This window comes from Flavobacterium luteum, assembly GCF_008806775.1.
Lineage (GTDB): Bacteria > Bacteroidota > Bacteroidia > Flavobacteriales > Flavobacteriaceae > Flavobacterium > Flavobacterium luteum.
The window spans coordinates 86,493-110,856 of sequence record NZ_WAEM01000003.1 but is presented as its reverse complement, the minus strand read 5'-3'; the positions used below and the strand labels follow the sequence as shown (position 1 = coordinate 110,856).

General features: G+C 32.2%; 20 protein-coding genes. 10 read left to right on the top strand and 10 right to left on the bottom strand.

Annotated features, from left to right (window positions below; all coding sequences use genetic code 11):
• Window positions 1-131 precede the first annotated feature (131 nt).
• On the bottom strand, window positions 132-1,124 hold the full coding sequence (gene dusB, locus F6464_RS07695) for a tRNA dihydrouridine synthase DusB (protein ID WP_151107232.1): 993 nt from the start codon (window positions 1,122-1,124) through the stop codon (window positions 132-134).
• 184 nt (window positions 1,125-1,308) lie between these two features.
• Here dusB and lepA point away from each other — a divergent pair, with 184 nt between their 5' ends.
• The gene (gene lepA / locus F6464_RS07690; protein WP_151107231.1) at window positions 1,309-3,105 is read left to right on the top strand and encodes a translation elongation factor 4; all 1,797 of its coding nucleotides are present in this window, start codon (window positions 1,309-1,311) and stop codon (window positions 3,103-3,105) included.
• A 56-nt stretch (window positions 3,106-3,161) separates the two neighbouring features.
• On the opposite strand, the gene F6464_RS07685 is transcribed toward lepA, so the two are convergent.
• Entirely contained in the window at window positions 3,162-4,094 is a 933-nt protein-coding gene (locus F6464_RS07685) for a 1-phosphofructokinase family hexose kinase (protein ID WP_151107230.1), read from the bottom strand.
• Between the two features lie 167 nt (window positions 4,095-4,261).
• Between F6464_RS07685 and thiL the strand changes: the two genes are divergently transcribed.
• A complete protein-coding gene (gene thiL, locus F6464_RS07680) occupies window positions 4,262-5,308 on the top strand; it encodes a thiamine-phosphate kinase (protein WP_151107229.1) in 1,047 nt (348 codons plus the stop codon).
• Between the two features lie 69 nt (window positions 5,309-5,377).
• On the opposite strand, the gene F6464_RS07675 is transcribed toward thiL, so the two are convergent.
• The 4 genes from F6464_RS07675 to F6464_RS07660 form a co-directional block, all read right to left on the bottom strand.
• Entirely contained in the window at window positions 5,378-6,049 is a 672-nt protein-coding gene (locus F6464_RS07675) for a response regulator (protein WP_151107228.1), read from the bottom strand.
• A gap of 4 nt (window positions 6,050-6,053) precedes the next feature.
• Window positions 6,054-8,096: a tetratricopeptide repeat-containing sensor histidine kinase gene (locus F6464_RS07670; protein WP_151107227.1), complete on the bottom strand. Its 2,043-nt coding sequence runs from the start codon at window positions 8,094-8,096 to the stop codon at window positions 6,054-6,056.
• Window positions 8,097-8,186: 90 nt separating this feature from the next.
• Window positions 8,187-8,435: a hypothetical protein gene (locus F6464_RS07665; protein WP_151107226.1), complete on the bottom strand. Its 249-nt coding sequence runs from the start codon at window positions 8,433-8,435 to the stop codon at window positions 8,187-8,189.
• Between the two features lie 173 nt (window positions 8,436-8,608).
• Complete coding sequence (locus F6464_RS07660; protein WP_151107225.1) at window positions 8,609-9,586, bottom strand: LytR/AlgR family response regulator transcription factor; 978 nt, start codon at window positions 9,584-9,586, stop codon at window positions 8,609-8,611.
• A gap of 335 nt (window positions 9,587-9,921) precedes the next feature.
• Here F6464_RS07660 and F6464_RS07655 point away from each other — a divergent pair, with 335 nt between their 5' ends.
• Genes F6464_RS07655 through F6464_RS07645 form a run of 3 tightly spaced genes read left to right on the top strand, consistent with a single transcriptional unit; the run spans window position 9,922 to window position 11,983 of the window.
• On the top strand, window positions 9,922-10,428 hold the full coding sequence (locus tag F6464_RS07655; protein WP_151107224.1) for a hypothetical protein: 507 nt from the start codon (window positions 9,922-9,924) through the stop codon (window positions 10,426-10,428).
• A 7-nt stretch (window positions 10,429-10,435) separates the two neighbouring features.
• On the top strand, window positions 10,436-11,404 hold the full coding sequence (locus tag F6464_RS07650) for a P63C domain-containing protein (protein ID WP_151107223.1): 969 nt from the start codon (window positions 10,436-10,438) through the stop codon (window positions 11,402-11,404).
• A gap of 39 nt (window positions 11,405-11,443) precedes the next feature.
• On the top strand, window positions 11,444-11,983 hold the full coding sequence (locus F6464_RS07645; protein WP_151107222.1) for a hypothetical protein: 540 nt from the start codon (window positions 11,444-11,446) through the stop codon (window positions 11,981-11,983).
• Between the two features lie 52 nt (window positions 11,984-12,035).
• On the opposite strand, the gene F6464_RS07640 is transcribed toward F6464_RS07645, so the two are convergent.
• Entirely contained in the window at window positions 12,036-13,583 is a 1,548-nt protein-coding gene (locus tag F6464_RS07640) for a glycine--tRNA ligase (RefSeq protein WP_151107221.1), read from the bottom strand.
• 79 nt (window positions 13,584-13,662) lie between these two features.
• Between F6464_RS07640 and F6464_RS07635 the strand changes: the two genes are divergently transcribed.
• Both F6464_RS07635 and F6464_RS07630 read left to right on the top strand, forming a co-directional pair.
• Window positions 13,663-14,352 (top strand): ComF family protein, encoded by a 690-nt coding sequence (locus tag F6464_RS07635; RefSeq protein ID WP_151107220.1) that lies wholly within the window; start codon window positions 13,663-13,665, stop codon window positions 14,350-14,352.
• A 188-nt stretch (window positions 14,353-14,540) separates the two neighbouring features.
• Window positions 14,541-16,139, top strand: a complete 1,599-nt coding sequence (locus tag F6464_RS07630; RefSeq protein WP_151107219.1) for an Ig-like domain-containing protein — start codon at window positions 14,541-14,543, stop codon at window positions 16,137-16,139.
• On the opposite strand, the gene F6464_RS07625 is transcribed toward F6464_RS07630, so the two are convergent.
• Window positions 16,123-16,890: an amidohydrolase gene (locus F6464_RS07625; protein WP_151107218.1), complete on the bottom strand. Its 768-nt coding sequence runs from the start codon at window positions 16,888-16,890 to the stop codon at window positions 16,123-16,125. The genes F6464_RS07630 and F6464_RS07625 overlap by 17 nt on opposite strands.
• A gap of 173 nt (window positions 16,891-17,063) precedes the next feature.
• On the opposite strand from F6464_RS07625, the gene F6464_RS07620 reads away from it, so the two are divergent.
• From F6464_RS07620 to F6464_RS14490, 3 genes are all read left to right on the top strand, one after another.
• Window positions 17,064-18,872 (top strand): T9SS type A sorting domain-containing protein, encoded by a 1,809-nt coding sequence (locus F6464_RS07620; protein WP_151107217.1) that lies wholly within the window; start codon window positions 17,064-17,066, stop codon window positions 18,870-18,872.
• Between the two features lie 99 nt (window positions 18,873-18,971).
• Window positions 18,972-20,873, top strand: coding sequence for a tetratricopeptide repeat-containing sensor histidine kinase (locus tag F6464_RS07615; protein WP_151107216.1), 1,902 nt, complete (start codon window positions 18,972-18,974; stop codon window positions 20,871-20,873).
• A complete protein-coding gene (locus tag F6464_RS14490) occupies window positions 20,870-21,499 on the top strand; it encodes a response regulator (protein ID WP_191963338.1) in 630 nt (209 codons plus the stop codon). The genes F6464_RS07615 and F6464_RS14490 overlap by 4 nt, the downstream gene beginning before the upstream one ends.
• A 58-nt stretch (window positions 21,500-21,557) precedes the next feature.
• Here the strand turns inward: F6464_RS14490 and F6464_RS07605 are convergent, their stop codons facing one another.
• Together F6464_RS07605 and F6464_RS07600 are read right to left on the bottom strand one after the other, a co-directional pair.
• Window positions 21,558-22,304 carry a succinate dehydrogenase/fumarate reductase iron-sulfur subunit gene (locus tag F6464_RS07605; protein WP_151107215.1) on the bottom strand — a complete coding sequence of 249 codons (747 nt, stop codon included), beginning with the start codon at window positions 22,302-22,304 and terminating at the stop codon, window positions 21,558-21,560.
• Between the two features lie 52 nt (window positions 22,305-22,356).
• The gene (locus F6464_RS07600) at window positions 22,357-24,357 is read right to left on the bottom strand and encodes a fumarate reductase/succinate dehydrogenase flavoprotein subunit (RefSeq protein ID WP_151107214.1); all 2,001 of its coding nucleotides are present in this window, start codon (window positions 24,355-24,357) and stop codon (window positions 22,357-22,359) included.
• Between the last annotated feature and the right edge of the window lie 7 nt (window positions 24,358-24,364).

Below are 24,364 nucleotides of genomic sequence, written 5' to 3'. Positions count from 1 at the left end.
CGAAAACAAAAAAGCAACTATTATAAAAATTAGCTTTGCATTTGTTTTTTTATCAATGACTTTTTCTTAAAAAGTGCATGCGTCTAAAAATAGTAGGGTTTGACTTTTGGACTCTTCTTTTACTTAGTAATTTACGCTACCTCATACCCAATATAAGTCTCTTCTATCTCATTCAAAACAGCGAATAATTCTTCTGGATGATCCAGTGTAACCAATTGTTGTTTAAACGGTTTAAAAGAATGAATGCCTTTGAAATAATTGGTATAATGCGGTCGTGTTTCTACAATCCCCAATCGTTCTCCTTTCCATTGCATGGCCCAAGTAAGATGATTGCGTACTGCCTCTACTCTATTTACAACAGTTGGTTTCGGCAAATGTTCTCCTGTTTTGAAAAAATGTTTAATTTCATCAAAAATCCAAGGATAACCAATGGCAGCGCGACCTATCATTATGCCATCTATGCCGTATTTATTTTTATATTCTAATGCTTTTTCGGGAGAATCGATATCGCCATTTCCAAAAATGGGCATTGTGATTCTAGGGTTGTTTTTTACCCTAGCAATATGTGACCAATCAGAATGACCTTTATACATTTGTGCACGAGTTCTGGCGTGTATACTCAATGCTGCTACTCCAATATCCTGCAAACGCTCTGCAACCTCATCAATATTGATAGAATTATCATCCCAGCCCAAACGCGTTTTTACTGTAACTGGCAAATGCGTACTATCGATAACGGCTTGGGTTAACCGTATCATTAAATCGACATCTTTCAAAACTCCAGCGCCTGCGCCTTTACAAACGACTTTCTTGACAGGACAGCCAAAATTAATATCGATTATATCCGGATTTACTGTAGAAACAATTTTAGAGGAAAGTGACATTGCTTCTTCATCTCCTCCAAAAATCTGAATTCCAACTGGTCTTTCGTAATCGAAAATATCCAATTTCATTCGGCTTTTTATCGCGTCACGAATTAATCCTTCAGAAGAAATAAATTCGGAATACATTAAATCGGCTCCGTGTTGTTTGCACAATCTACGAAATGGCGGATCACTCACGTCTTCCATAGGTGCAAGAAGTAACGGAAAATCAGGAAGTTCTATGTTGCCAATTTTTATCAATGTTAATTTTTTTGCAAAGATAGAAAATTAGAGTGCGAAATTTAAACTAATAAGAAATTAAGCGTATTAAGTGTTAGATTTTCTTAATTCCTTAATGGTTTAAAAAGAACCACTTTCAAAAGTTTTAGCTTATATTTGCGGATTAAATGCGGAAGCATTTCGAAAAAAATGATAGATTAGGAACATGAAAAACATACGAAATTTTTGCATTATTGCACACATTGATCACGGTAAAAGTACGCTTGCTGACCGATTATTGGGTGCGACTCAAACCGTTACGGCACGTGAAGAAAAAGCGCAATTGCTTGATAATATGGATTTGGAGCGCGAACGTGGCATAACCATAAAAAGCCACGCCATTCAAATGGTGTATAAATATAAAGGAGAAGATTATATACTGAATTTGATTGACACTCCTGGACATGTGGATTTTTCGTACGAAGTTTCTCGTTCTATTGCCGCATGCGAAGGCGCACTTTTGATTGTGGATGCAGCACAAAGCATTCAAGCACAGACAATTTCTAATTTGTATTTGGCTTTAGAAAATGATTTAGAAATTATTCCAGTTTTAAATAAAGTCGATTTACCGAGTGCCAATCCAGAGGAAGTTAGTGATGATATTGTTGATTTATTGGGTTGCAAATTAGAAGAAATTATTCATGCTTCTGGTAAAACGGGTTTTGGCGTCGAAAATATTTTAGCAGCCATTATTGAAAGAATTCCTCCCCCAAAAGGCAATGTTGACGAACCTTTACAAGCCTTAATTTTTGACTCCCATTACAATCCGTTTCGTGGCATTGAAGTTATTTTTCGTGTAAAAAATGGGCAGATTAAGAAAGGGCAAAAGATAAAATTCATGGCGACTGGCAATGAATATTTTGCGGACGAAATTGGCACTTTGAAACTGAACCAAGTTCCCAAACAAGTCATTTCTGCAGGTGATGTTGGGTATTTGATTTCTGGTATTAAAGAAGCTAAAGAGGTAAAAGTGGGTGATACACTAACCGATGCTAAAAATCCAACTACCAATATGATTACCGGTTTTGAAGATGTAAAACCTATGGTTTTTGCTGGAATTTACCCTGTAGATACTGAAGATTATGAGGAGTTAAGAAACTCGATGGAAAAACTACAGTTGAACGATGCTTCATTAGTGTTTTTACCAGAAAGTTCGGCCGCATTAGGTTTTGGTTTCCGATGCGGCTTTTTAGGAATGTTGCATATGGAAATCATTCAGGAACGATTGGAGCGCGAGTTCAATATGACTGTGATTACTACGGTTCCTAACGTTTCGTATTTGGCATACACCAAGAAAGACCCTATGGTTGGAATGATAGTAAACAACCCATCCGATTTACCAGAACCGTCACGATTAGATCATGTTGAAGAACCATATATAAAAGCAACTATCATTACAAAATCAGATTTTGTGGGCAATGTAATGAGTTTATGTATCGAAAAACGTGGCTTAATCACGAACCAAACCTATTTGACTACGGAGCGTGTAGAGTTGACTTTTGATATGCCACTAGCCGAAATTGTGTTTGATTTTTATGATCGCTTAAAAACAGTTTCAAAAGGATATGCTTCATTTGATTATTCGCCAATAGGAATGCGAACTTCTAACTTGGTTAAAGTTGATATTTTATTAAATGCTACCATCGTAGATGCTCTATCTTCATTAATTCACGCGGATAACGCTTACCATATTGGTAAAAAAATGTGCGAAAAACTGAAAGAATTAATTCCGCGTCAGCAATTTGATATTCCGATTCAAGCGGCTATTGGAGTTAAAGTAATTTCTCGTGAAACTATAAAAGCCTTACGAAAAGACGTTACCGCCAAATGTTATGGTGGTGATATTTCTAGAAAAAGAAAATTACTCGAAAAACAGAAAAAAGGAAAAAAACGTATGCGCCAAGTAGGAAATGTAGAAATTCCTCAAGAAGCATTTATGGCGGTTTTGAAATTGAATGATTAGATTTTAGATTTTTAGATAAAAGAGGAGCCCGATAATGAAAGTTATTGGGTTTCTTGTTATTTCTTCCCTAACCACTCAAACAACCGCTTCGCATCTTCCGCTTTAAACAATTGTGTTCCTTCATTCATGGTTGCTGCCGACCCGCAGGCAACACCCCATTGTACGACTTCTTTTAAACTTTTGTTTTGTGATAATGCCCAAGTCATAGCGCCGACCATGCTATCGCCAGCGCCTACGGTACTTCTCTTAACTACATTAGGAGCAGCCACAAATTCGGTTTGATCTTTTGTAACTAAAACAGCACCTTGTGGTCCTAAAGAAACGACAACAATTTCCGCACTTCCTTTTTCAATTAATTTTTTTGCAGCAGCTTCTACTTCTTCCATTTCTAGTTTTTCGACACCAATAAGTTTGGCTAATTCTCCAACATTAGGTTTTACTAAATAAACACCTGTTTCTAGTGCTTTTTGTAAAGCTTCTCCTGAAGTATCTACTATTATTTTTGTTTCAAATGACTTTACCGTATCAATAATCATTTTATAAAAATCGGTTGACAATCCTTCGTTTAGACTGCCACTTAAAACTAAATATTTAGGTTTTAAATCCATAATGGTTTTAAAAACTGTTTCTTTTTCTGCATCGGAAATTGAATCTCCCGAAAACCCAAAACGATATTGCGCATTAGTATTATCATCAACAGCCACAAAGCTTTCTCTAGTCCAGTTTTGGGTTGCTATGGTTTTATATTCAATAGATTCCTTTTCAATTAATTTTTCAAGCATTTCGCCTGTAGCACCTCCAGAGGTAAAAACACATAATGATTCACCTCCCAAACGTGAAATTGCTTTGGAAACATTAATTCCGCCCCCACCAGCATCATATCGTGGCGATTCGCATCGAATTTTTTGTTCAGGAACCAATCCTTTAAAGTGAGTACTTTTATCAAGTGCTGGATTAACAGTCAATGTTACGATGTCGAATGATTTCATTTAAAATGTGTTTTTTGAGTTACTAAAAATACTAAAAAATTTGTTGACCAGAGTATCAATAATTTAAACTTTGAAGCTTAAATTTCTTTGTACCTTTGCCACTCTAAATGTTACAAAAAAAAATTAATAAAAAACGAACGAAGATCGCTTCGTCTCACGCAATGACTATGATTGAAGATAAATCCCCACAACGCACCAGCATAGCACAACTAGGAGAATTTGGACTTATAGACCATTTAACTTCCAACTTTACTATTAGCCAGCCTTCCACTGTAAAAGGAATAGGAGATGATGCAGCTGTTTTAGATTTCAAAGATAAAAAAGTAGTGATTTCTACTGATTTATTGATTGAAGGTGTGCATTTTGATTTGGCTTATATGCCTTTGAAACACTTAGGATATAAAGCCGTGGTTGTTAATATTTCGGACATTTGTGCCATGAATGCAAAGGCAACGCAAATTACGGTTTCTATAGCAGTTTCCAATCGTTTTCCTTTAGAAGCTTTAGACGAATTGTTTGCAGGAATTTCGCTTGCTGCTAATGAATATAAAGTAGATGTTATAGGTGGCGACACAACTTCGTCTCAAAAAGGATTAATTATTAGCATTACTGCTATTGGTGAAGCCGATGAAAACGAAATCGTATATCGAAATGGTGCAAAACAAACTGATTTATTAGTAGTATCAGGTGATATTGGTTCAGCTTATATGGGATTACAAGTTTTAGAACGGGAGAAACAAGTTTTTCAGGTAAACCCGAATTCTCAACCTGATTTAGATGCTTATACTTATATCATAGAGCGCCAACTAAAACCAGAAGCCCGAAAAGACGTTCGCACTTTACTGCATGCTTTAGAAATAAAACCAACATCAATGATTGATATTTCTGACGGATTATCATCAGAAATTATGCATTTGTGTAAACAATCGGGTGTGGGTTGTAACTTATATGAAGACAAATTACCTCTAGATCCGCAATTAATAAATGTTTGTGAAGAATTTAATATTGATTCTACAACTGTTGCTATTAATGGTGGCGAAGATTATGAATTGCTTTTTACAATTGCCATTGACGATTTTGATAAAATAAAAGGGAATCCGAATTTTACGATTATTGGTCACATGACAAAAGAAAGCGAAGGAATTCATTTAATTACTCGAGCTGATACTAAAATTCCTTTGAAAGCTCGAGGTTGGAACGCTATCAGCGAATAATAACACTAAAAAAGCGACTAAATATAGTCGCTTTTTTTGTTTCTATTTGGTTAAAGATGACTTAATAAATTATATCAATCCTTTATTTTTTGATTCTCTGACAAGATCTAAATCTGTTCCTTCAACAATTTCTAACATTTCTTTAAGACTCAATTTTCTTTTTTCAATTGCGCTTAACGATAATGGAACATATTGAGGAATATCTTTGGTTTTAGTTCCTTTCGATAAATGGAATAAAATTTGTTTGTCAAAAGAATCTATTTCTAAATTATCGAATTGCATTTGACTCACTATTTGAACTACTGTTTGGCTGTAATAATTTTCGTCTTTCAATATTTTGTCAAAAGCCAAAAGCAATTCATCAAAAGTTAAATCGTTTTTAATCACCAATCCATTTGGATTAATGTTTTTGATAATTTGATTAATTTTCAATAGCTCAGTATGCATTGTTAACAGAATAATTTTACATTCTGGCATTTCGTTTTTAATTAGAAACGCTAAATCTTCGCCAGAAAAAATTCCTTTTTCCTCATAAACAGGCATGCTCAAATCAAAAAAAGCGACACCATATGAACCAATTCCTTGTTCCATTATGGCTTCATATCCTGTTTTACAATCTTTTGCTTGTGTAATTACAAATTCATAAATTCCTTTAGAATTGTATGCTTTAATCGCATTTTTATAGGCTTCTATAATAAAAGGGTGGTCGTCTACTATAAGAATATTTATCTTAATTGCCATATTTTTAAATTGTTACTTTATTCTTAATCATTGGAACTGAAATCGAAATTGTTGCTCCTTTTCCTTTTTTAGATAGTACTTCAAAAATGCCTTCACATTCTTTTGCTCGTGCTTCCATGTTTTGCAAACCTATGCCTTTTTTTCTTCCAATTGTATCAAATCCTATTCCATCATCAACAATTTTCAATACGATATTGTCAATATCTTTTTTAAATGTTACTTTAATATTTTTAGCTTGAGCATATTTATTTACATTTTGAAGCGATTCCTGAACGATTCTATATAAATTTATTTTTGTAGTATTGTCTATCAATTCCCATTTAATTGAATCATCTAGTGAAAATTTAATATTAGGTTGATAGGAAGTCTTTTGTTCTTCAATTAAATTGTTTACAATGGCTACAAAATTATTAACTAAAACGCTTTTTTCTCTACTCAAATCATGTGATATTTCTCTAATATCCTGCTCAATGTTTTTGAGCTCATTCAAATAATTAAATCTGGATTTAATAGATTCTTCATCAGTAAACGAATTCAAACTATCTAGTGTTAACCTAGCTCCAAACATTCTTCCTAGAACTCCGTCATGCAATTCCTGTGCAATTCTCTTTTTTTCCTTAACACGATTTTCTTCTATAGTAGCTTGTTGCGAAATCATTAAGTTGTATATTTCTTCATTTACTTTTTGTTGTTGTTGTTTCAATAAAAGTTCACGATTTTTCGCTCTTTGGGTTCTAATGACAAATAATAACAATCCTACAGCAAATGTGCCTATAAAAAAGTATAATAAAGTTCTGTTTTTTTCTTCAAGTTTGTCATTTTGACCAATGATTTCATCGGTTTCATAAGCAATTCTAGCAAAACGTTCTTTTGTTTTTCGCTCTTCTTGCTGAATACTATCGTTAATTTTGATGTACTCTTTAGAATATTTCGAAGAATTTTTATGTTCAACAATAGATAATTGTTTTAAAGAGGCTAAAATATCCGAAGGTAATTTTATTTTTCTTGAGTTATCTAGCGCTTCTTTCGCATACAATTGTGCTTTTATAGAATCTTTTTTAGCAGCATATAATTCTGATAAATGAATTTTTGTCCAGTTACGACCTGATTCATCGATGTTAAGACTGTCTCTAATTTTTAAAGATTTATAAAATAAATCTGGTAATTGGCTAAAATCTCTTAATTTAAACTTTGAGTAAGCCAAATTATCTAATAGCATGGCATAAAGACTAGGGTTGTCAATACTGAGTGACTTGCTTTGTAGTGCAAGATTAAAATTTTTAATTGCTTCTTTATGCTTGTCTAAATTTTGATAGACATATCCAATGTTATTTAATGAATTAGCATCTAAATGATACTTGTTATTTAAATTATTATCTCTTAAGTAATTAAGCGCCTTGTTATGGTATTCTAAAGATTTTTCGTAATTTTTTAACTGATTTGAATTAATCCCAACTATATTGTATGCATCATAAATTTTAAACCTATTTTTGGAAAGATTTAAAAACTTCAAAGCTTTTAGTGCTGACGATTGGCTCCCATAAAAATCGTCCTCATACATCTGAATAAAAGCTTTATCTATATAAATTTCACCTAAACTTAAGGTGTCTTTAAGATATGAGGCGAATTTTTCAGCCTTTAAATAATAATAGTATGAACTATCATTTTGATACATGTCGATATGATACTTCCCTAAATTTTTATAGGCTCTTTCAATATTAAGACTGTCTTTTGCATCAACAGCATTTTTTAGCAGTAACAGTGAAGTGTTTCTAAATTTTAGATTGTCTTTTAATTTGTCAAAATTAATACCAACATTAAACAAGTCTTCTCTGTTTAAAACAGTATTTGATTCTTTCGAAATAATACTATATGCATTATTATTATATTTTAATTTTTCTTTTGTACTTAATTTTTCCTCATCTATTAAAGAAAAATAAATAGAAATACTATCCGAAGATTTTTCGGATTTATTATTTTTATTGCTTTTTGAACAACTCAAAAAAAACAAAAGAACACAACTAAATAATAAATGTTTTTTTTTCAACGATTTTTAATTGAATTTTTCAAAAATAACAAAAAAAGGCTATCATATTAATGATAGCCCTAAAATAAATAAAAATTTTATTTTAATATTTTACTTGTTTCTCGGTGCACCTTGATTACCTATTGCTGAATAATTTCTTGGTGCCCCTTGATTACCTATTTCGAAAGCATTTCTTGGTGCGCCTTGGTTTCCAATTTCATAAGCATTTCTTGGCGCTCCTTGATTACCTATTTCAAATGCATTTCTTGGTGCACCTTGGTTTCCAATTTCAGGAGAAGTAAATGATGTTAAGATCATCATTAAAGAGAATAAACCGATTGTTAAGATTGACTTTTTCATAATTTGAGACTTTATAAGTTAATATGTTTTTACGTAATTAGTGTATAAATCTTTCTGATTCACGATGTAAAACTACACAGGAAGTCTTTGTTAAGCACCGTGTTTTCAGGTGTTTTTGGTAGAATGCATCCGTTTGATAGTGGATGAATATCAAATCTATGTGGATGGTTTTTTTAAATTTCTAAATAATTGCCATTTGTGATGCTATTAATAATAGAATCGACATTTTCTTTATAGGATTTAGAAAATGGAAGCTTGGTTGTCGTGTTCTTAATATAACAAACGGCATTGCCAGTATGTATTCTAGAAACATAATCAATGTTTACAATATAGCTATTGTGTATACGAACAAAAGGAGAGGAAAGCACGCCTTCAAAATGTTTTAAGGTTTTAAAAGCAGTAATCATTTCGCCATTATACAAATGAATGTCTGTCGAATTGTTGTCTGCCTGGAGGTAACAAATGTCTTTGGCTTCTATAAAACGGTAATCCCCATATGATTTAACACAAATAATTAATGGCTTGTTTTCTTTACGAAATTGTTCAAAATTAGGAATTGAAGGTGACTCTTGTGTAACAATAGATAACGATTCGTCGGGTTTGTTTTCAATCTCTGAATTCTGATCAACTCTTTCGATTAAAGCTTTTTCTTCTTCATTATCAAGATTATTGATAACAGCTTCAACAACTGGATTTTCTATATTTTCTGTTTGTACAATTGGAAATTCAGACTCCGTGCGAACCGCTGATGAACTAAAAATTTGAGGAGAATCTATAATCGTTTTTTCAAACTTTAAAATGGTTTTCCTTACTTCATTTTTTGCTATAGGCTTAATTAAATAGTCTAAAACCTCATATTTAATAGCCTCGAATGCTTGTGAAGTTGAACTTGTTGTTACAATAATTTTAGGAATAACCTTTAAATAACGATGCAATTCATCAATTAATCTCAAGGACAAATTACTTGTTGTGTCTGTAGGATTTATTTCTAGAAAAACAATGGTAGGATTATGCTCTAAGATTAAATTAATCCCATCGTCATAATTTGAAGCAGACGCAACAAAATGCAGATTCTGAAAACCCGCAACCGCAGCGCGGGTTTTCAGAATACTGTCATGATCATCGTCTAAAATGATGTATGAATGCTTCATTAATTGCTTTTCCTAAATAATGTCTGGCAAAGCACAAAGCGGTAAAGTATTTATAAATGTAGGTTTGGGGTTTCTGATTTAACAATTAAAGTGAAACAAATCAGGAAAACATATAAATCAGATGGCTAATTTACAGCATTTGTTAATTGCTGAAAATTATTGTTAATAGAATTGCATCGATTGTTAATAATATAATATGAACGGCAAAAAAATTCGTTAAACTGCATTTTCTATTGATTAGAAGATAAGTTTTGTTGAAGGAATTTAATTATTATATATTTTAATACACAATTTTTATTATTTTTGTGTACATATATTAAATAACAATTTTCAGAATGATTAATGCCGATTTTAAAAGTATTTCAGAAATTATATATGCATTCCCCAATGAGAAAGTGTGCCTAAATCATTTAGAAACATTAAAATGGAATGGTATTGTTGTTAGCCCATTTGATGAAAATTCAAAAGTATATGTTTGTAAAAAAAACCGATACCGCTGCAGAACTACAGGCAAATACTTTAATGCAAAAAATGATACTATTTTTTACAATTCTAAAATTGAATTACAAAAATGGTTCATTGCAATTTGGCTCATCTCTGTTAAGAAAAAATCAATTTCCTCAATAGAACTAGGAAAAACCTTAGCTATTACTCAAAAATCAGCTTGGTATATGATTAAAAAAATAAAAGAGTCTCTTGAATTAGATCGTCCAAACAAAAAAATAAAAAACGTTGAACAAATCACTAAAAAAGAAAAGTTATTAAAAATTAATGCTTTTGAAGTCGTTGTCGAAGAAAAAAAACTTGCATTAACAGGATGGCTACAACAATTAAAAAAATAATCATTTTATGTTGTCAATAGAATTTGGTTCTAGAAGTAAGCCTTTAAAAATTACAAATATTCATTTGTATTGTTATATCCTAGAAAACAAACAAAAAGTTATTACAAGAGACTCTGTCCAAAAAGTCTTAGGATATGAAGGGAAATCTGAAAACTGGCTCCTCGAATTATTAACTACAATAAACCAGTTTACTCCAATACATTCTGAGTTGTTATTTGAGCTTAAAACTCCTTTATCTGCAAGAATGATAGTTAGTGACAGCGAAAAAGTGGTTTATGACTTGTTAGAAGCTCCAATTTTAGTACAATCATGCTTAGCAATTTTAAAAGCAAAAGAAGAAGGGTTTTTAAATGTAAATCAATTAAAATTTGCAAAATCAGCATCCATAGTACTAGAGAAAATTCAAAATACCACTATAGAAAATTTAATTGATGAAGCGACGGGATTAATTCGGCATAGAGAAAAATCAATTGAAAAAGTAATTCAAACTTTTTTAAACCAGCAAAATGACAATGCCTATAATTGGATACGAACAATTTCAATAGATTTTATAGAAAGAATTCTCGATTTGCATCATTTAGATTGGAAAACCATATTTCACAACCCTTATTCATTAGCTGAAATCATAAATGAAATCATTTTTTCAAGAATTAGTATCGAAATTTTAGACGATTTAAGAAAATTAAACCCTAAACGTGTTTATAAAAGAAAAAACAATAAAAAACAAGATAACGAACATATTGAACTAAAAAAATACATTATTGTATTAGAATCGCTTCTAATGGCGTCTGAAAACAACTGGAGTATTTTTTTACAATTATTAAATAAGGCATTTCCTGTACAAAAAAATAGAATTACACTAAATTTTAATATAGAAAAAGTCACAACAAAAAATATATTATCTGTTTTTAATGAGACATTAATAAAAAGTAGCACTATAAAGAGTTTTGGTAACAATAAAAAAACACAAAACTGAAGAGCCAATTAATCTTTTATTCTTAAATTTGAAATAAAAATGAAGAAAACATTCCTATTTTATATTTTGATTCTAAACTGTTTCTGTTATGGACAAGATACTGCAAACAAGAAATCGCTTTTAAATAGAAAAAACGAAGTAAAAATTGGAGGCATTAAACTGTTAGCCGGGCCAATATTTGAAGGTACTTATGAATATATTTATTCAAAGGATTTTACGTTTGGAGGCTCTGCATTATTAAATCTAAATACTGGCAATGATTATTCAGAAGATTTTTCATTAACCCCGTTTGCTCGTTTCTATTTTCAAGAATCGAAAGAATATGGTGCATATGGATTTTTTGTAGAAGGTTTTGCAAAATATTTTTCGGGAAAATATGGTGCAATTTATATTTATGAAGAAGAAAATAAGAAAAAATTTAGTGCCGCTGCTTTAGGTTTGTCTTTAGGGAAGAAATGGGTAAATAATTCGGGTTTTGTCTTTGAAATACTTGTAGGTTTAGGACGAACACTTGGGAGTTCTAATAATGCTCCAGATGCAGTTTTTAGAGGCGATTTAAATATTGGATACCGATTTTAAATAAATGCTCCCAATTGTTGAGGAAGCATTTATTTAACATATCGTTTCAGATTTAAACTTTAGCCTTCATCAACCAATTTTTCATAGAAACTTCATTTTCTATAATCGATTTCAAATCAGCTGTTGCAACTCGATCTTGTTTCATTGTGTCTCTATGGCGAATTGTTACTGTACTGTCTTCTAAAGTTTGATGATCGACTGTAATACAAAACGGTGTACCCAATGCGTCTTGTCTTCTGTAACGTCTACCTACTGCATCTTTTTCGTCATAAGTTACGTTAAAATCCCATTTAAGATCTTCAATAATGGTTTTGGCAACTTCTGGCAAACCATCTTTTTTAACCAAAGGTAAAACAGCAGCTTTTGTTGGTGCTAAAACACTAGGCAATTTTAAAACCGTTCTGGATGATCCATCTTCCAACGTTTCTTCTTTTAATGAATTAGAAAAAACAGCTAAAAACATTCTATCCAATCCTACAGAAGTTTCAACTACATAAGGCGTATAGTTTGCATTCGTCTCTGTATCAAAATATTGCATTTTTTTACCTGAAAATTGTTCATGTGCTTTTAAATCAAAGTCCGTTCTAGAGTGAATTCCTTCTAATTCTTTGAAACCAAAAGGAAAATTAAACTCGATATCGGCAGCAGCATTAGCATAATGTGCTAATTTTTCGTGATCGTGAAAACGGTAATTTTCTTTTCCCAATCCTAACGATAAATGCCAGTTTAAACGGGTGCTTTTCCAGTATTCGTACCATTTCATTTCTTCTCCAGGCTTTACAAAAAATTGCATTTCCATTTGTTCAAACTCACGCATACGGAAAATAAATTGTCTTGCAACAATCTCATTTCTAAAGGCTTTACCAGTTTGAGCGATTCCGAAAGGAATTTTCATACGTCCCGATTTTTGAACGTTTAAGAAATTTACAAAAATTCCTTGAGCTGTTTCAGGTCGTAAATACAAATCCATTGCTGAATCGGCAGAGGCTCCTAATTTTGTTCCGAACATCAAATTAAATTGACGCACTTCAGTCCAATTTTTAGAACCTGTTTCAGGATCCGTAATTTCTAATTCTTCAATTAAGGCTTTTACATCACCAAGGTTTTCATCACCAAGTGATTTAGCCATACGAGCTAGAATTTCATTCTTTTTAGATAAGTATTCAACTACGCGAACATTTGTAGAGACGAATTCTTCTCTATTGAAAGCATCCCCAAAACGAACACTCGCTTTTTCGATTTCCTTTTCGGCTTTTTGATTCAATTTCTCTGCATAATCTTCAATCAAGACGTCGGCTCTGTATCTTTTTTTAGAATCTTTGTTATCGATTAATGGATCGTTAAAAGCGTCAACGTGACCCGAAGCCTTCCAAGTAGTCGGATGCATCAAAATTGCAGCATCTAAGCCAACAATATTTTCATGCATCTGAACCATGGCTTTCCACCAATATTCTCTTATATTTTTCTTTAACTCTACTCCGTTTTGTGCATAATCATAAACAGCACTCAAACCATCGTAAATTTCGCTTGACGGAAATATATATCCGTACTCCTTTGCATGCGAAACTACATTCTTAAATAAATCTTCTTGTTTTGCCATAGTGGTGCAAAAATATAAAAAGTGTGATTAAATTAACATTGTAAAGACTGATTTTCTTATTTTTATCCATAAAAAAGTAATGCAACTATTAAAAAACTTGATAAATGTGCTTTTTCCAAAGGTTTGCGCAGGTTGCAATGCCTTTTTATTATCCAATGAAAATGTCATTTGTACGGTTTGCCGGCATGAAATTCCGCTGACAAATCATTATTTGAATCCCGAAAACGAAGCTTTTAAGAAATTTTACGGTAAAGTTGCTATTGAATTTGCTTCAACATTGGTTTATTATCATAAAAAAGGAATCGTTCAGGAAATGATTCACAGTCTTAAATATCGTGGTCATGAAGAAATTGGAACTGTTTTAGGACAATGGCATGCGGAAGATTTAAAAAAAATACCCATTACTAGTACATTCGACACAATTATTCCTGTGCCACTTCACAAAAAAAGGTTTAGAGAGAGAGGTTACAATCAAGTAACTCGCTTTGGGCAAGCTTTATCAGAAAATTTAAAAATCGATTATAATCCAACTATCTTAAAAAGAACTGTGTATTCAAAAACGCAAGTAAAAAAGAATTTATTGAACCGTACTGAAATAATTGATAGTATATTTGAAGCAGATTTTACCGAGAAAGAACATAACAAACACTTTCTATTAATTGATGATGTTATTACTACTGGATCGACTCTTGAAGCTTGTAGTAGAGCTTTGTTAAAAATTCCTGGTTCGAAAATTAGTATTGTATGTATGGCTATGTCACATTCTTAAATTAGTGTAAATAACTACTAATTATATATTAAAATGCTGATTTTTAAACTTTTAGCATAAAAAAATAAAGTATAATTTATTTAACTTAAAAAAATTATTTTAAAATAAAACCTTTAAATTGATTACCAAAACATTTCATTTCCATAAAATATAATTGTTATTTTGTGACCTAAAATATTTGATTCATTATGTTGAAAAACAAATTTAAATATATTCTAATTCTATTGCTCGTTTTCATAATTAGTTGTGCAAAAAGAGGCTCGATAGACGGTGGTTTAAAAGACACAATTGCGCCTATATTGAAAATGAGTTTCCCGAAAAATTACTCTACCGCATTTAAAGGAAAGACTATTAGACTTAGTTTTGATGAATATGTGGTGGTTAAAGATGTCAATAAACAATTAATCATTTCACCACCTGTTGAAAAAGCTCCGCAAATTTCTCCGCAATCAGCCAGTAAGTCGATTACGGTTACATTTAATGATTCGTTGCAAGCTAATACTACCTACAGTCTTAATTTTGGTAAAAGCATTGAGGATTACAACGAAGGCAATCCGTATCAACAATTTAAATACGTTTTCTCGACAGGCACTTATATTGATTCATTGTCACTCAGCGGCTCAATAAAGGATTCTTACGAAAAGAAAACAGATTCGTTTGTTTCGGTAATGCTTTACGAAATGAATTCTAAATACACCGATTCTACTGTTTATAAAGAAAACCCAAGATATATAACCAATACGCTTGATAGTGCTTCAACTTTTAAACTTGAGAATTTAAAAGCTGGAAAATACCTTTTGGTTGCTTTGAAAGACGAAAACAACAACAATAAATACAATTCAAAAACTGAAAAGATTGCTTTTAGAAAAGAAATAATTACACTACCTAATGATACTTTATTTGAATTGGCTTTGTTTAAAGAACAACCAGCATTTAAAGCTTATAAACCTACTCAGGCTTCAGGGAATAGAATTCTTATGGGCTATGAAGGGAATGCAAAAGATATAAAAGTAGTGTTGAAAAATAAAGAGGAAATTATCCCAACCATTATCACAAAATTTCAAGAAAAAGATTCCATACAAATTTGGTGTAAAAACATTAAAGCAGATTCTTTAAACATCACTATAAATAAAGATAAATACTTAAAGGATTTTGTGTTTAAAATCAAAAATCAAAAAAATGACACCTTAGTTATAAGCCCAAGACAAAATAATACCCTTTCTTTAAAAGAAAATTTTAAAATTAAAAGCTCGATTCCTTTAGTAAAATTTGACATTACTAAAATGAAATTGCTAAATAAAGACTCAACAGCAATTGCTTTTAAAACTAAGTATGATGAATGGAATCAAGAATTAGAATTCGATTTTAAGAAAGAACCATTAGAAAAGTATAAAATAATGCTTCTTCCTGGTGCATTAATCGATATGTTAGACCAAGAAAATGATACATTAACAGTAAATTTTGAAACTAAAAACGTTTCCGATTATGGAAACCTTCGATTAAAATTAGAAAACGTAAAGCAATTTCCTATCATAATTGAACTTACGAATGCAAAAGGCGAAATTATAGCATCAGAATATTCAGAATCCAGCACAAACATTGAATTTAACTTAATTGACCCTAACTTATTTACTCTTCGTGTTATTTACGATGAAAATAAAAATAAAGTAAGGGATGCAGGTAATTTTTTAGAAAAAAAACAATCAGAGGAAGTTATTTATTTTCCAAAAGAAATAGATGTTAGAGCCAATTGGGATGTAGAACAAACCTTTAATCTGAAACAGTAAAAAAATCCTTATCGTGTAAAAATCCAAATTTATTTCTAAATACAAGTAAATTTTTTTTGTGTAATGTTGTAATATATGCATCCTCATTTTCCTGAATATCAATAAGATGATTTCCTGAAAAATCAATTATTTGCGAATGTCCGTTGTATTCCAAATTATTAGTATCACTGCCAATTCTATTCATACCTATTGTATAAGACATATTTTCTATTGCACGTGCTTTTAATAATGCATCCCAAGCGTTAATTCTTGTTTTTGGCCAATTGGCAACATAAACTAATAAATCATAATTTTCTACGTTTCTTGAAAAAACAGGAAATCGCAAATCATAACAGATTAAAGGACAAATTTTCCAACCTAAATAATCGATAATTAATTTTTTTTTGCCTGGAGAATATACTTTTTCTTCTCCGGCTAAAGTAAACAAATGCCGTTTATCATAAAATTGAATTTCTCCAGATGGAAAAACAAAAAGCAACCGATTATAGAAATTATTGTTTTCGGTTATAATTACACTTCCTGTAATTGCAGCTACCTTAGTTTTTGCCAAATTCTGAAGCCAAATTACCGTCTCTCCATGCATTTTTTCAGCAACTTTATAAGGATTCATAGTAAAACCCGTTGTAAACATTTCAGGAAGAACAATCAAATCTACTTGTTCAGTAATAGCATTGATTTTTTTTTCAAAATAGTTTCGATTGGCAGTTGGGTTTTCCCAAACTAATGGAGATTGGATTAATGCTACTTTCATTTTTTGTGAAATAATATCAAATTTACACAAAATAGAATTAGCCACAACAGCGTATCATATTTATCGGGGAAAACCCTTAGTTTCAAAAATCAATAAATACCCTGATAATTAAATAATTATGTGTGAGTAACTTGCGATAATAATCATTTAAAAACTGAAAAACTCCATTTATTATGAAGAAATTTACACTACTACTTTTATTTATGAGTGCTTTTACACAAGCACAACGGTTTGATTGGGTTTCTACTGCAGGATATTCCGCCGTTGCCAACAGTATTCAAGGAGCAATTGCCATTGCACGAGATTCACAAGGAAATATATACACTTTGAATAGTGCTAATGAGCAACAAATCTGTCAAGGTATAACTGCAGACGCAATTGGAAGTTCAACTTTCTTATATAAATTCAATGCTGCTGGAGTGCGGCAATACACCAAAGTTATAGGATTTAGTTTTGCTCCTTTGAATATCCAAATAGGAGAAAATGATAATTTGTATGTCTTAGGTTCGTTACTGGGAACCAATTCTTTAATAATTGGAACGGAAACATTTGTGGGAGTTCAAGACCGCAATTATATTATCAAGTTTGATCCGACTGGCGCATTGATGTGGAAAAATTTTAACAATGGTCCACTTTCGCAATCGCCGCTATTGCAATTTGCCAACAATCATGTTTATTTTCAATCGGGTAATTTGTCTGTAGGCAAAATGAATACTGATGGTCAAGTTGTAGCGAATTTGACAGCAACTTCATTTGCTTCTGCGACATCTGCGAACTCAATTTTCTTTAAAGGTTCAGGAGTTTTATCTAATGGCGATTTGGTTTTTTCAGCGGAGTCAAGAGGAACCCTTACTTATGGCACGACAACATTAACGCAAATTGGCAACCCCTTTCTTGTAAGTGCGGTTTTAACAATTAGAGCAACTGAAAATTTGAATTTTGTGTGGGCAAATTACACTGATGGGTTACGCTCACCAGACCAAACACATATTCCAACGGCAGTAGGCAATGACAACGGGATTTATATTGGAGTTCAGGTAATAAATCCATTAACAGTTGGTTTGGATATGGTTACAAATTCTGATAGCACCAGTGGCCTAGGAACAGGCGGTATCTTAAAAATGGACGCTAACGGAAATAAAATTTGGTTAAAATCGACAACGGGTAGCGCGCATCCTTGGACTATGTTGAACAATCCTGATGGTAGTGGCATTTTATGTGCTGGTCAAATTTTTGGGTTTTCAGCTTTGTCTTTTGGCAGTACAACTGTAAACCCTATAAACGGAAATTCTTTTATCACTAAAATAGATTACAATGGTGTTTTTCAAAATTCGTTTGCTTTTGGGAGTGGACCTGGATCTTTTGCAAAATCATTAACAACAAACAATCAAGGGGTATTTTATGTGGGTGGAAGAACGTCTAGTGCTACTCCTGCAACATTTGCCTGCATTATTCCTGACGCCCGAGCGGGATTATATTTAGGAAGATTTACTGAACAGCCAGATACAAGAGCTCCAAAACCATCTATAACCGTTAGCGGAAATACATTAACAGCAATACCAGATTTTTCTGGAACCAAACAATGGTTTTTGAATGGAAATGCAATTTCTGATGCCAATTCTCAAACTTTAACTATTCCTCAAAATGGAAATTATACCGTGACGTATGTTTTGCCTGATTATACAGCTTGTGTTTCAACTTCGCCCATAACCACAATTTCTAATTTGGGAACTGCTGATTTCGAAAGTTTAAACAATGCCATTAAAGTATTCCCCAACCCAACAAAAGGAATTGTAACAATTTCATCAGATAAAAATACTATTATTGATAAAATTGAAATAGTAGATATTTTAGGAAAAACAGTTTCAATAAAAACTAAAAACACTTCTCAAATCGATATTAGCGAATTTTCTAATGGAATTTATATTTTTAAAATATTTGCTGGAGAAGCCATTTTTCAGAAAAAGATAATAAAACAATAAATTATGGTTTTTGAATGATTGTTATCTACTCTTTTTTATACCTAAAGAGTAGAAGCAATCTATTAATTTCGTTATTTTACTCACAACAAAATAGTTGCAATGTATAAACCTTATTTTTATATAATTATTTTTCTGCTTTCTTTCGAAGCGATAGCTCAAAAGGCTACCATCGCTATTCAAAAATTAATGGATCAATCTTATTCTTTAGAGCAAAATCAACCCGAAAAATCATTACAATTATATCAAAAAACGTATCAATTAAGCTTGAAAACTAATTATAAAGAAGGCGCTTATAAATCCTTGCTTTATAGTGGAATTGTTTATAGTGATAATGGAAAATACGATTCAGCAATTCATTATTATAACCAAACAATCCGCTATTGTAGTAAAGAAAAAATTTCGATTGGAATTGCAAAAGGGTATGCCAATATCGCTAATGCTTATCAATTTAAGGGAGATTATTCTAAAGCAGCAAAGTATTATTTAGGCTCTATTAAACTATTTGAAAAAACCAAGGACAGCGCAATAATTAGTCAAAGTTATCAGAATCTTTCAGCCCTTTATGACAATATCAATAATGGAAAGTTAGAATTGTTATACCTAAAAAAAGCAATTCATTATTCAGATAAAACAAAAAAAGAACAACTTGGCTTACTCTATGGAGATGTTGGCCTAACACTTTTGAACCAAAATAAAACTAAAGAAGCTTTTGTTTATTTTAAGAAAACCGAAAACTTGAGCAAAATGGATAAAAGTGAACGCTTATTATTTTTTACGAAAAGAAATTTTGGCGAATATTACAAAAAAACTAAAAATTATTTAAAAGCAATTTCTTACTATGAAGCTGCCCTAGCATTGTCAGAAAGCCAAAAAGATGCTTTCCAGAAAGCAGATTTGCATAACACTTTAAGCGAATTATATTTAGAAATTAAAAACTTTAATAAATCTCTTTATTACAGCTTTTTTACTTTAGAATTAGCCAAAGAAATCAACGCAAAAGAGTTTTTATTTCGTTCTCAAAAAAGAATTTCAACTATTTACAACGAAATGGGTCAATCTGAAAAAGCCTATAAATATTTGCTTTTAAGTTCTAATTTAAAAGATATCCTTTTGAATGAAAATCAAACGAAACAAATGTCTTTACTTCAAACCCGATTCGAAACCGAAAAAAAAGACAAATCCATTGCTGAACAACAAATCGTACTCAAAAAACAAGAACTCGATTTAATCAAAAGTCAAAAAGAAAAACAGATGTATTTTATTGCCAGTGTTTTTTTAATTCTGTTTTCGTTTGGAGTTTGGTATTTCTTTAGACAAAGACAAAAAATCAAGAATAAAGAAATAATTGCATTGCAACAACAACAAGAAATAGCCAAATTAGAAGCCTTGATTGACGGTGAAGAAAAGGAACGACGTCGAATTGCTCAAGAACTTCACGATGGTTTAAATGGAGATTTATCGGCAATAAAATACAGATTGTCAACTTTAGAAGATGCTGGATTAAGCAAAATAGATGCCGAAAATCTAACCAAAGTCATAAATATGATTGACGAATCATGTGCCCAAGTACGAAGCATTTCGCATAATTTAATGCCTTCTTCTATCTTAGAATATGGATTAATCGAAACAATTCGAGAATATTGTATCAAAATAAACACTTCGGATACATTCAAAATTGATTTTCAATTTTTTGGTAATTATTTTGCGCTTTCAAAGAAAACGGAAACGGTTATTTACAGAATCATTCAAGAATTGGTTACCAACATTTTAAAACATTCAAAAGCAACTGAAGCACTGATTCAATTCAATTACAGAGAAGACGAGCTATTTATAACCGTTGAAGATAATGGAATCGGCTTTGACAAAAATGCTGTTTCAACTGGAATTGGTTGTAAAAATATTAAAACCAGAATTGATTTTCTCAACGCACAATTAGATGTCGAAAGTTCTTCTGCTGGTACTTCTTACACTATTTCTATTGATTTAAATAAAGCAAAATGATTCAAATAGCCATTACAGACGACCACACCATTGTTATTGAAGGCATTAAAACAATGCTCAAATCGAACAAGGAAATTGAAGTTTTACAATCTTTTGAAAACCTGAAAGATACTTTTGAAAATTTAAATTCAGCTGTCAAAGTACTACTGTTAGATATCAATTTGCCCGACGGAAATGGCATAAATGCTTGCAAAGAACTTTTAGAAAAACATCCAGATTTAAAAATAATTGCCTTAACTAATTTTGAAGATACTATTTTCATTAAGCAAATTTTAAAAAACGGCGCTATGAGTTATTTATTGAAAAACACGGATAAAAAAGAATTAACCGAAGCCATAAAATCAGTTATAGAAGGCAATAGATACCTTCCAAAAAAGATAAGTGATATTTTGCTCAATGATTCTATCGGCATCCAAAACTCCAATTATTTTATTCCAAAACTTACCGTTCGTGAAAAAGAAATTTTAAATCTAATTATCCAAGAGTTTACCACCGAAGAAATAGCAGTAAAACTATTTGTAAGCACAAAAACAGTAGAATCACATCGTAGCAATTTGATACAAAAATTAGGTGTAAAAAATAGCGCAGGATTAGTAAGAGTGGCTTTTGAAAAAGGATTGATATAAAAAAAACGCATCCAAATCAATGGATGCGTTTATGTTATAAATAAGGATTCTATTTATATTATCCTTTCAAACTTGCAGATAAATATTCTCTGTTCATACGAGCAATGGTTTCTAAAGAAATTCCTTTAGGACATTCGACTTCGCAAGCTCCAGTATTAGTGCAGTTCCCGAAACCTTCTGCATCCATTTGAGCCACCATGTTCAATACACGATCGGTTGCTTCTACTTTTCCCTGTGGTAATAATGCATATTGGGAAACTTTTGCAGCTACGAATAACATAGCTGATGAGTTTTTACAAGTAGCTACACAAGCACCACACCCAATACAAGTAGCTGCATCAAAAGCTCTATCCGCATCGTGTTTTGGAATGGGAATCGTATTGGCATCTACTGGATTTCCTGATGTATTTATAGAAACAAAACCGCCTGCTTGCTGAATTCTATCAAAAGAACTTCTATCGACCACAAGATCCTTTATAATAGGAAATGCTTTTGCTCTAAAAGGTTCTATATATATTTCATCACCATCTTTGAACATACGCATATGCAACTGACAAGTTGGTATTCCTCTGTCTGGACCGTGTGCTTCTCCGTTGATAAATAATGAACAAGAACCACAAATTCCTTCGCGGCAATCGTGGTCAAAAGCAACTGTATCTTCGCCTTTTTGAATTAAATCTTCATTTAGAATGTCTAACATTTCTAGAAAAGACATATCACTTTCGATACCATCAACAAAATAGTCAACAATTTTACCCGAAGATTTGGCATTAGGCTGACGCCATATTTTTAATTTAAGTTTCATTTTAAGACTGTATTAAGTATTATGAATTAAGTATTAAGACTTATTCAACGTTCTATTTATAACTACGGGTAGCTAATTTAATATTTTCGTAAATCAACGGCTCTTTGTGTAAAACGGCATCACTTGGTTTTCCTTTGTATTCCCAAGCGGCAACGTAAGCAAAATTTTCATCGTCACGTTGTGCTTCACCATCTTCGGTTTGGTATTCTTCACGAAAATGTCCTCCACAAGATTCGTTACGGTGTAATGCATCTTTAGCAAACAATTCTCCAAGTTCAAGAAAATCGGCTACACGTCCAGCTTTTGCTAATTCTGGATTAAAACTATCTGCTGTTCCAGGAACTCTCACTTCTTTATAAAATTCCTCACGTAACGCTGCAATTTCTTCAATAGCATCAGTCAATCCCTTTGCATTTCGAGCCATCCCAACATTATTCCACATTATTTTACCCAATTTCTTATGAAAATAATCGACAGATTTTGTTCCTTTATTGTTAATAAATTGCTCTATTTGAGCTTTTACTTTTTTCTCGGCTTCTACAAATTCAGGTAAATCGGTAGAAATTGGTCCTGTTTTAATTTCTGGGGCTAAATAATCCCCAATCGTATATGGTAATACAAAATAACCATCCGCTAAACCTTGCATCAATGCCGAAGCTCCCAATCTGTTTGCTCCGTGATCAGAAAAATTCGATTCTCCAATAGAGAAACAACCTGGAATTGTGGTTTGTAAGTTATAATCAACCCACGTTCCACCCATTGTGTAATGTACTGCTGGATAAATCATCATTGGAGAAGTGTATGGATCTTCGTCGACAATTTTTTCATACATTTGGAATAAGTTACCATATTTACTGGCAACAACTGCTCTTCCTAGTTTTATAATCAAAGCTTTATCATTGGCATCTAAGCCTTTAACAAACGCTTGTTCTTTTCCGTAACGCTGAATAGCATCTGCAAAATCCAAGTACACTGCTTCGCCTGTTTTATTTACACCAAAACCAGCATCGCAACGCTCTTTTGCAGCTCTCGACGAAATATCTCGAGGAGCAAGATTTCCAAATGACGGATATCTTCTTTCTAAATAATAATCTCTTTCTTCTTCTGATAAATCGGTTGGTTTTTTCTTTCCTTCACGAATTGCTTTTGCATCTTCGAGTTTTGCAGGAACCCAAATACGACCATCATTACGCAACGATTCGGACATCAATGTCAATTTCGATTGGTGATCTCCAGAAACTGGAATGCAAGTGGGGTGAATTTGTGTGTAACAAGGATTGGCAAAAAATGCTCCTTTTTTATGTATTTTCCAAGCTGCAGTAGCATTACTTCCCATTGCATAAGTCGAAAGGAAGAAAACATTTCCATAACCACCAGAAGCAATAACAACAGCGTGAGCAGAATGTCTTTCTATTTCTCCAGAAACTAAATCACGAGCAATAATCCCTCTTGCTTTTCCGCCAACCACAACTAAATCTAGCATTTCGTGACGTGCAAACGATTTTATTTTACCTCGACCTATTTGACGGTTCATAGCAGAATAAGCTCCTAATAACAATTGTTGTCCTGTTTGACCTTTGGCATAAAATGTTCTGGCTACCAATGTTCCTCCAAAAGAACGATTGTCTAACAATCCTCCATATTCACGAGCTAAAGGAACGCCTTGCATCACGCATTGGTCAATAATATTAGTCGAAACTTCAGCCAAACGGTGAACATTTGCTTCGCGAGAACGATAATCGCCTCCTTTTATAGTATCATAAAATAATCTAAAGGTGGAATCTCCGTCGCCTTGATAATTTTTGGCTGCGTTGATTCCTCCTTGTGCCGCAATAGAGTGCGCACGACGTGGAGAATCTTGAAAGCAAAACGTTTTTACGTTATATCCCAATTCTGCCAAAGTTGCAGCGGCAGAACTTCCGGCAAGTCCAGTTCCAACTACGATAATGTCAATATTACGTTTATTTGCTGGATTTACTAAATTAATATGATCTTTATAATTTGTCCATTTGTCCGAAATTGGACCACTTGGAATTTTTGAATCTAATGCCATTATAATT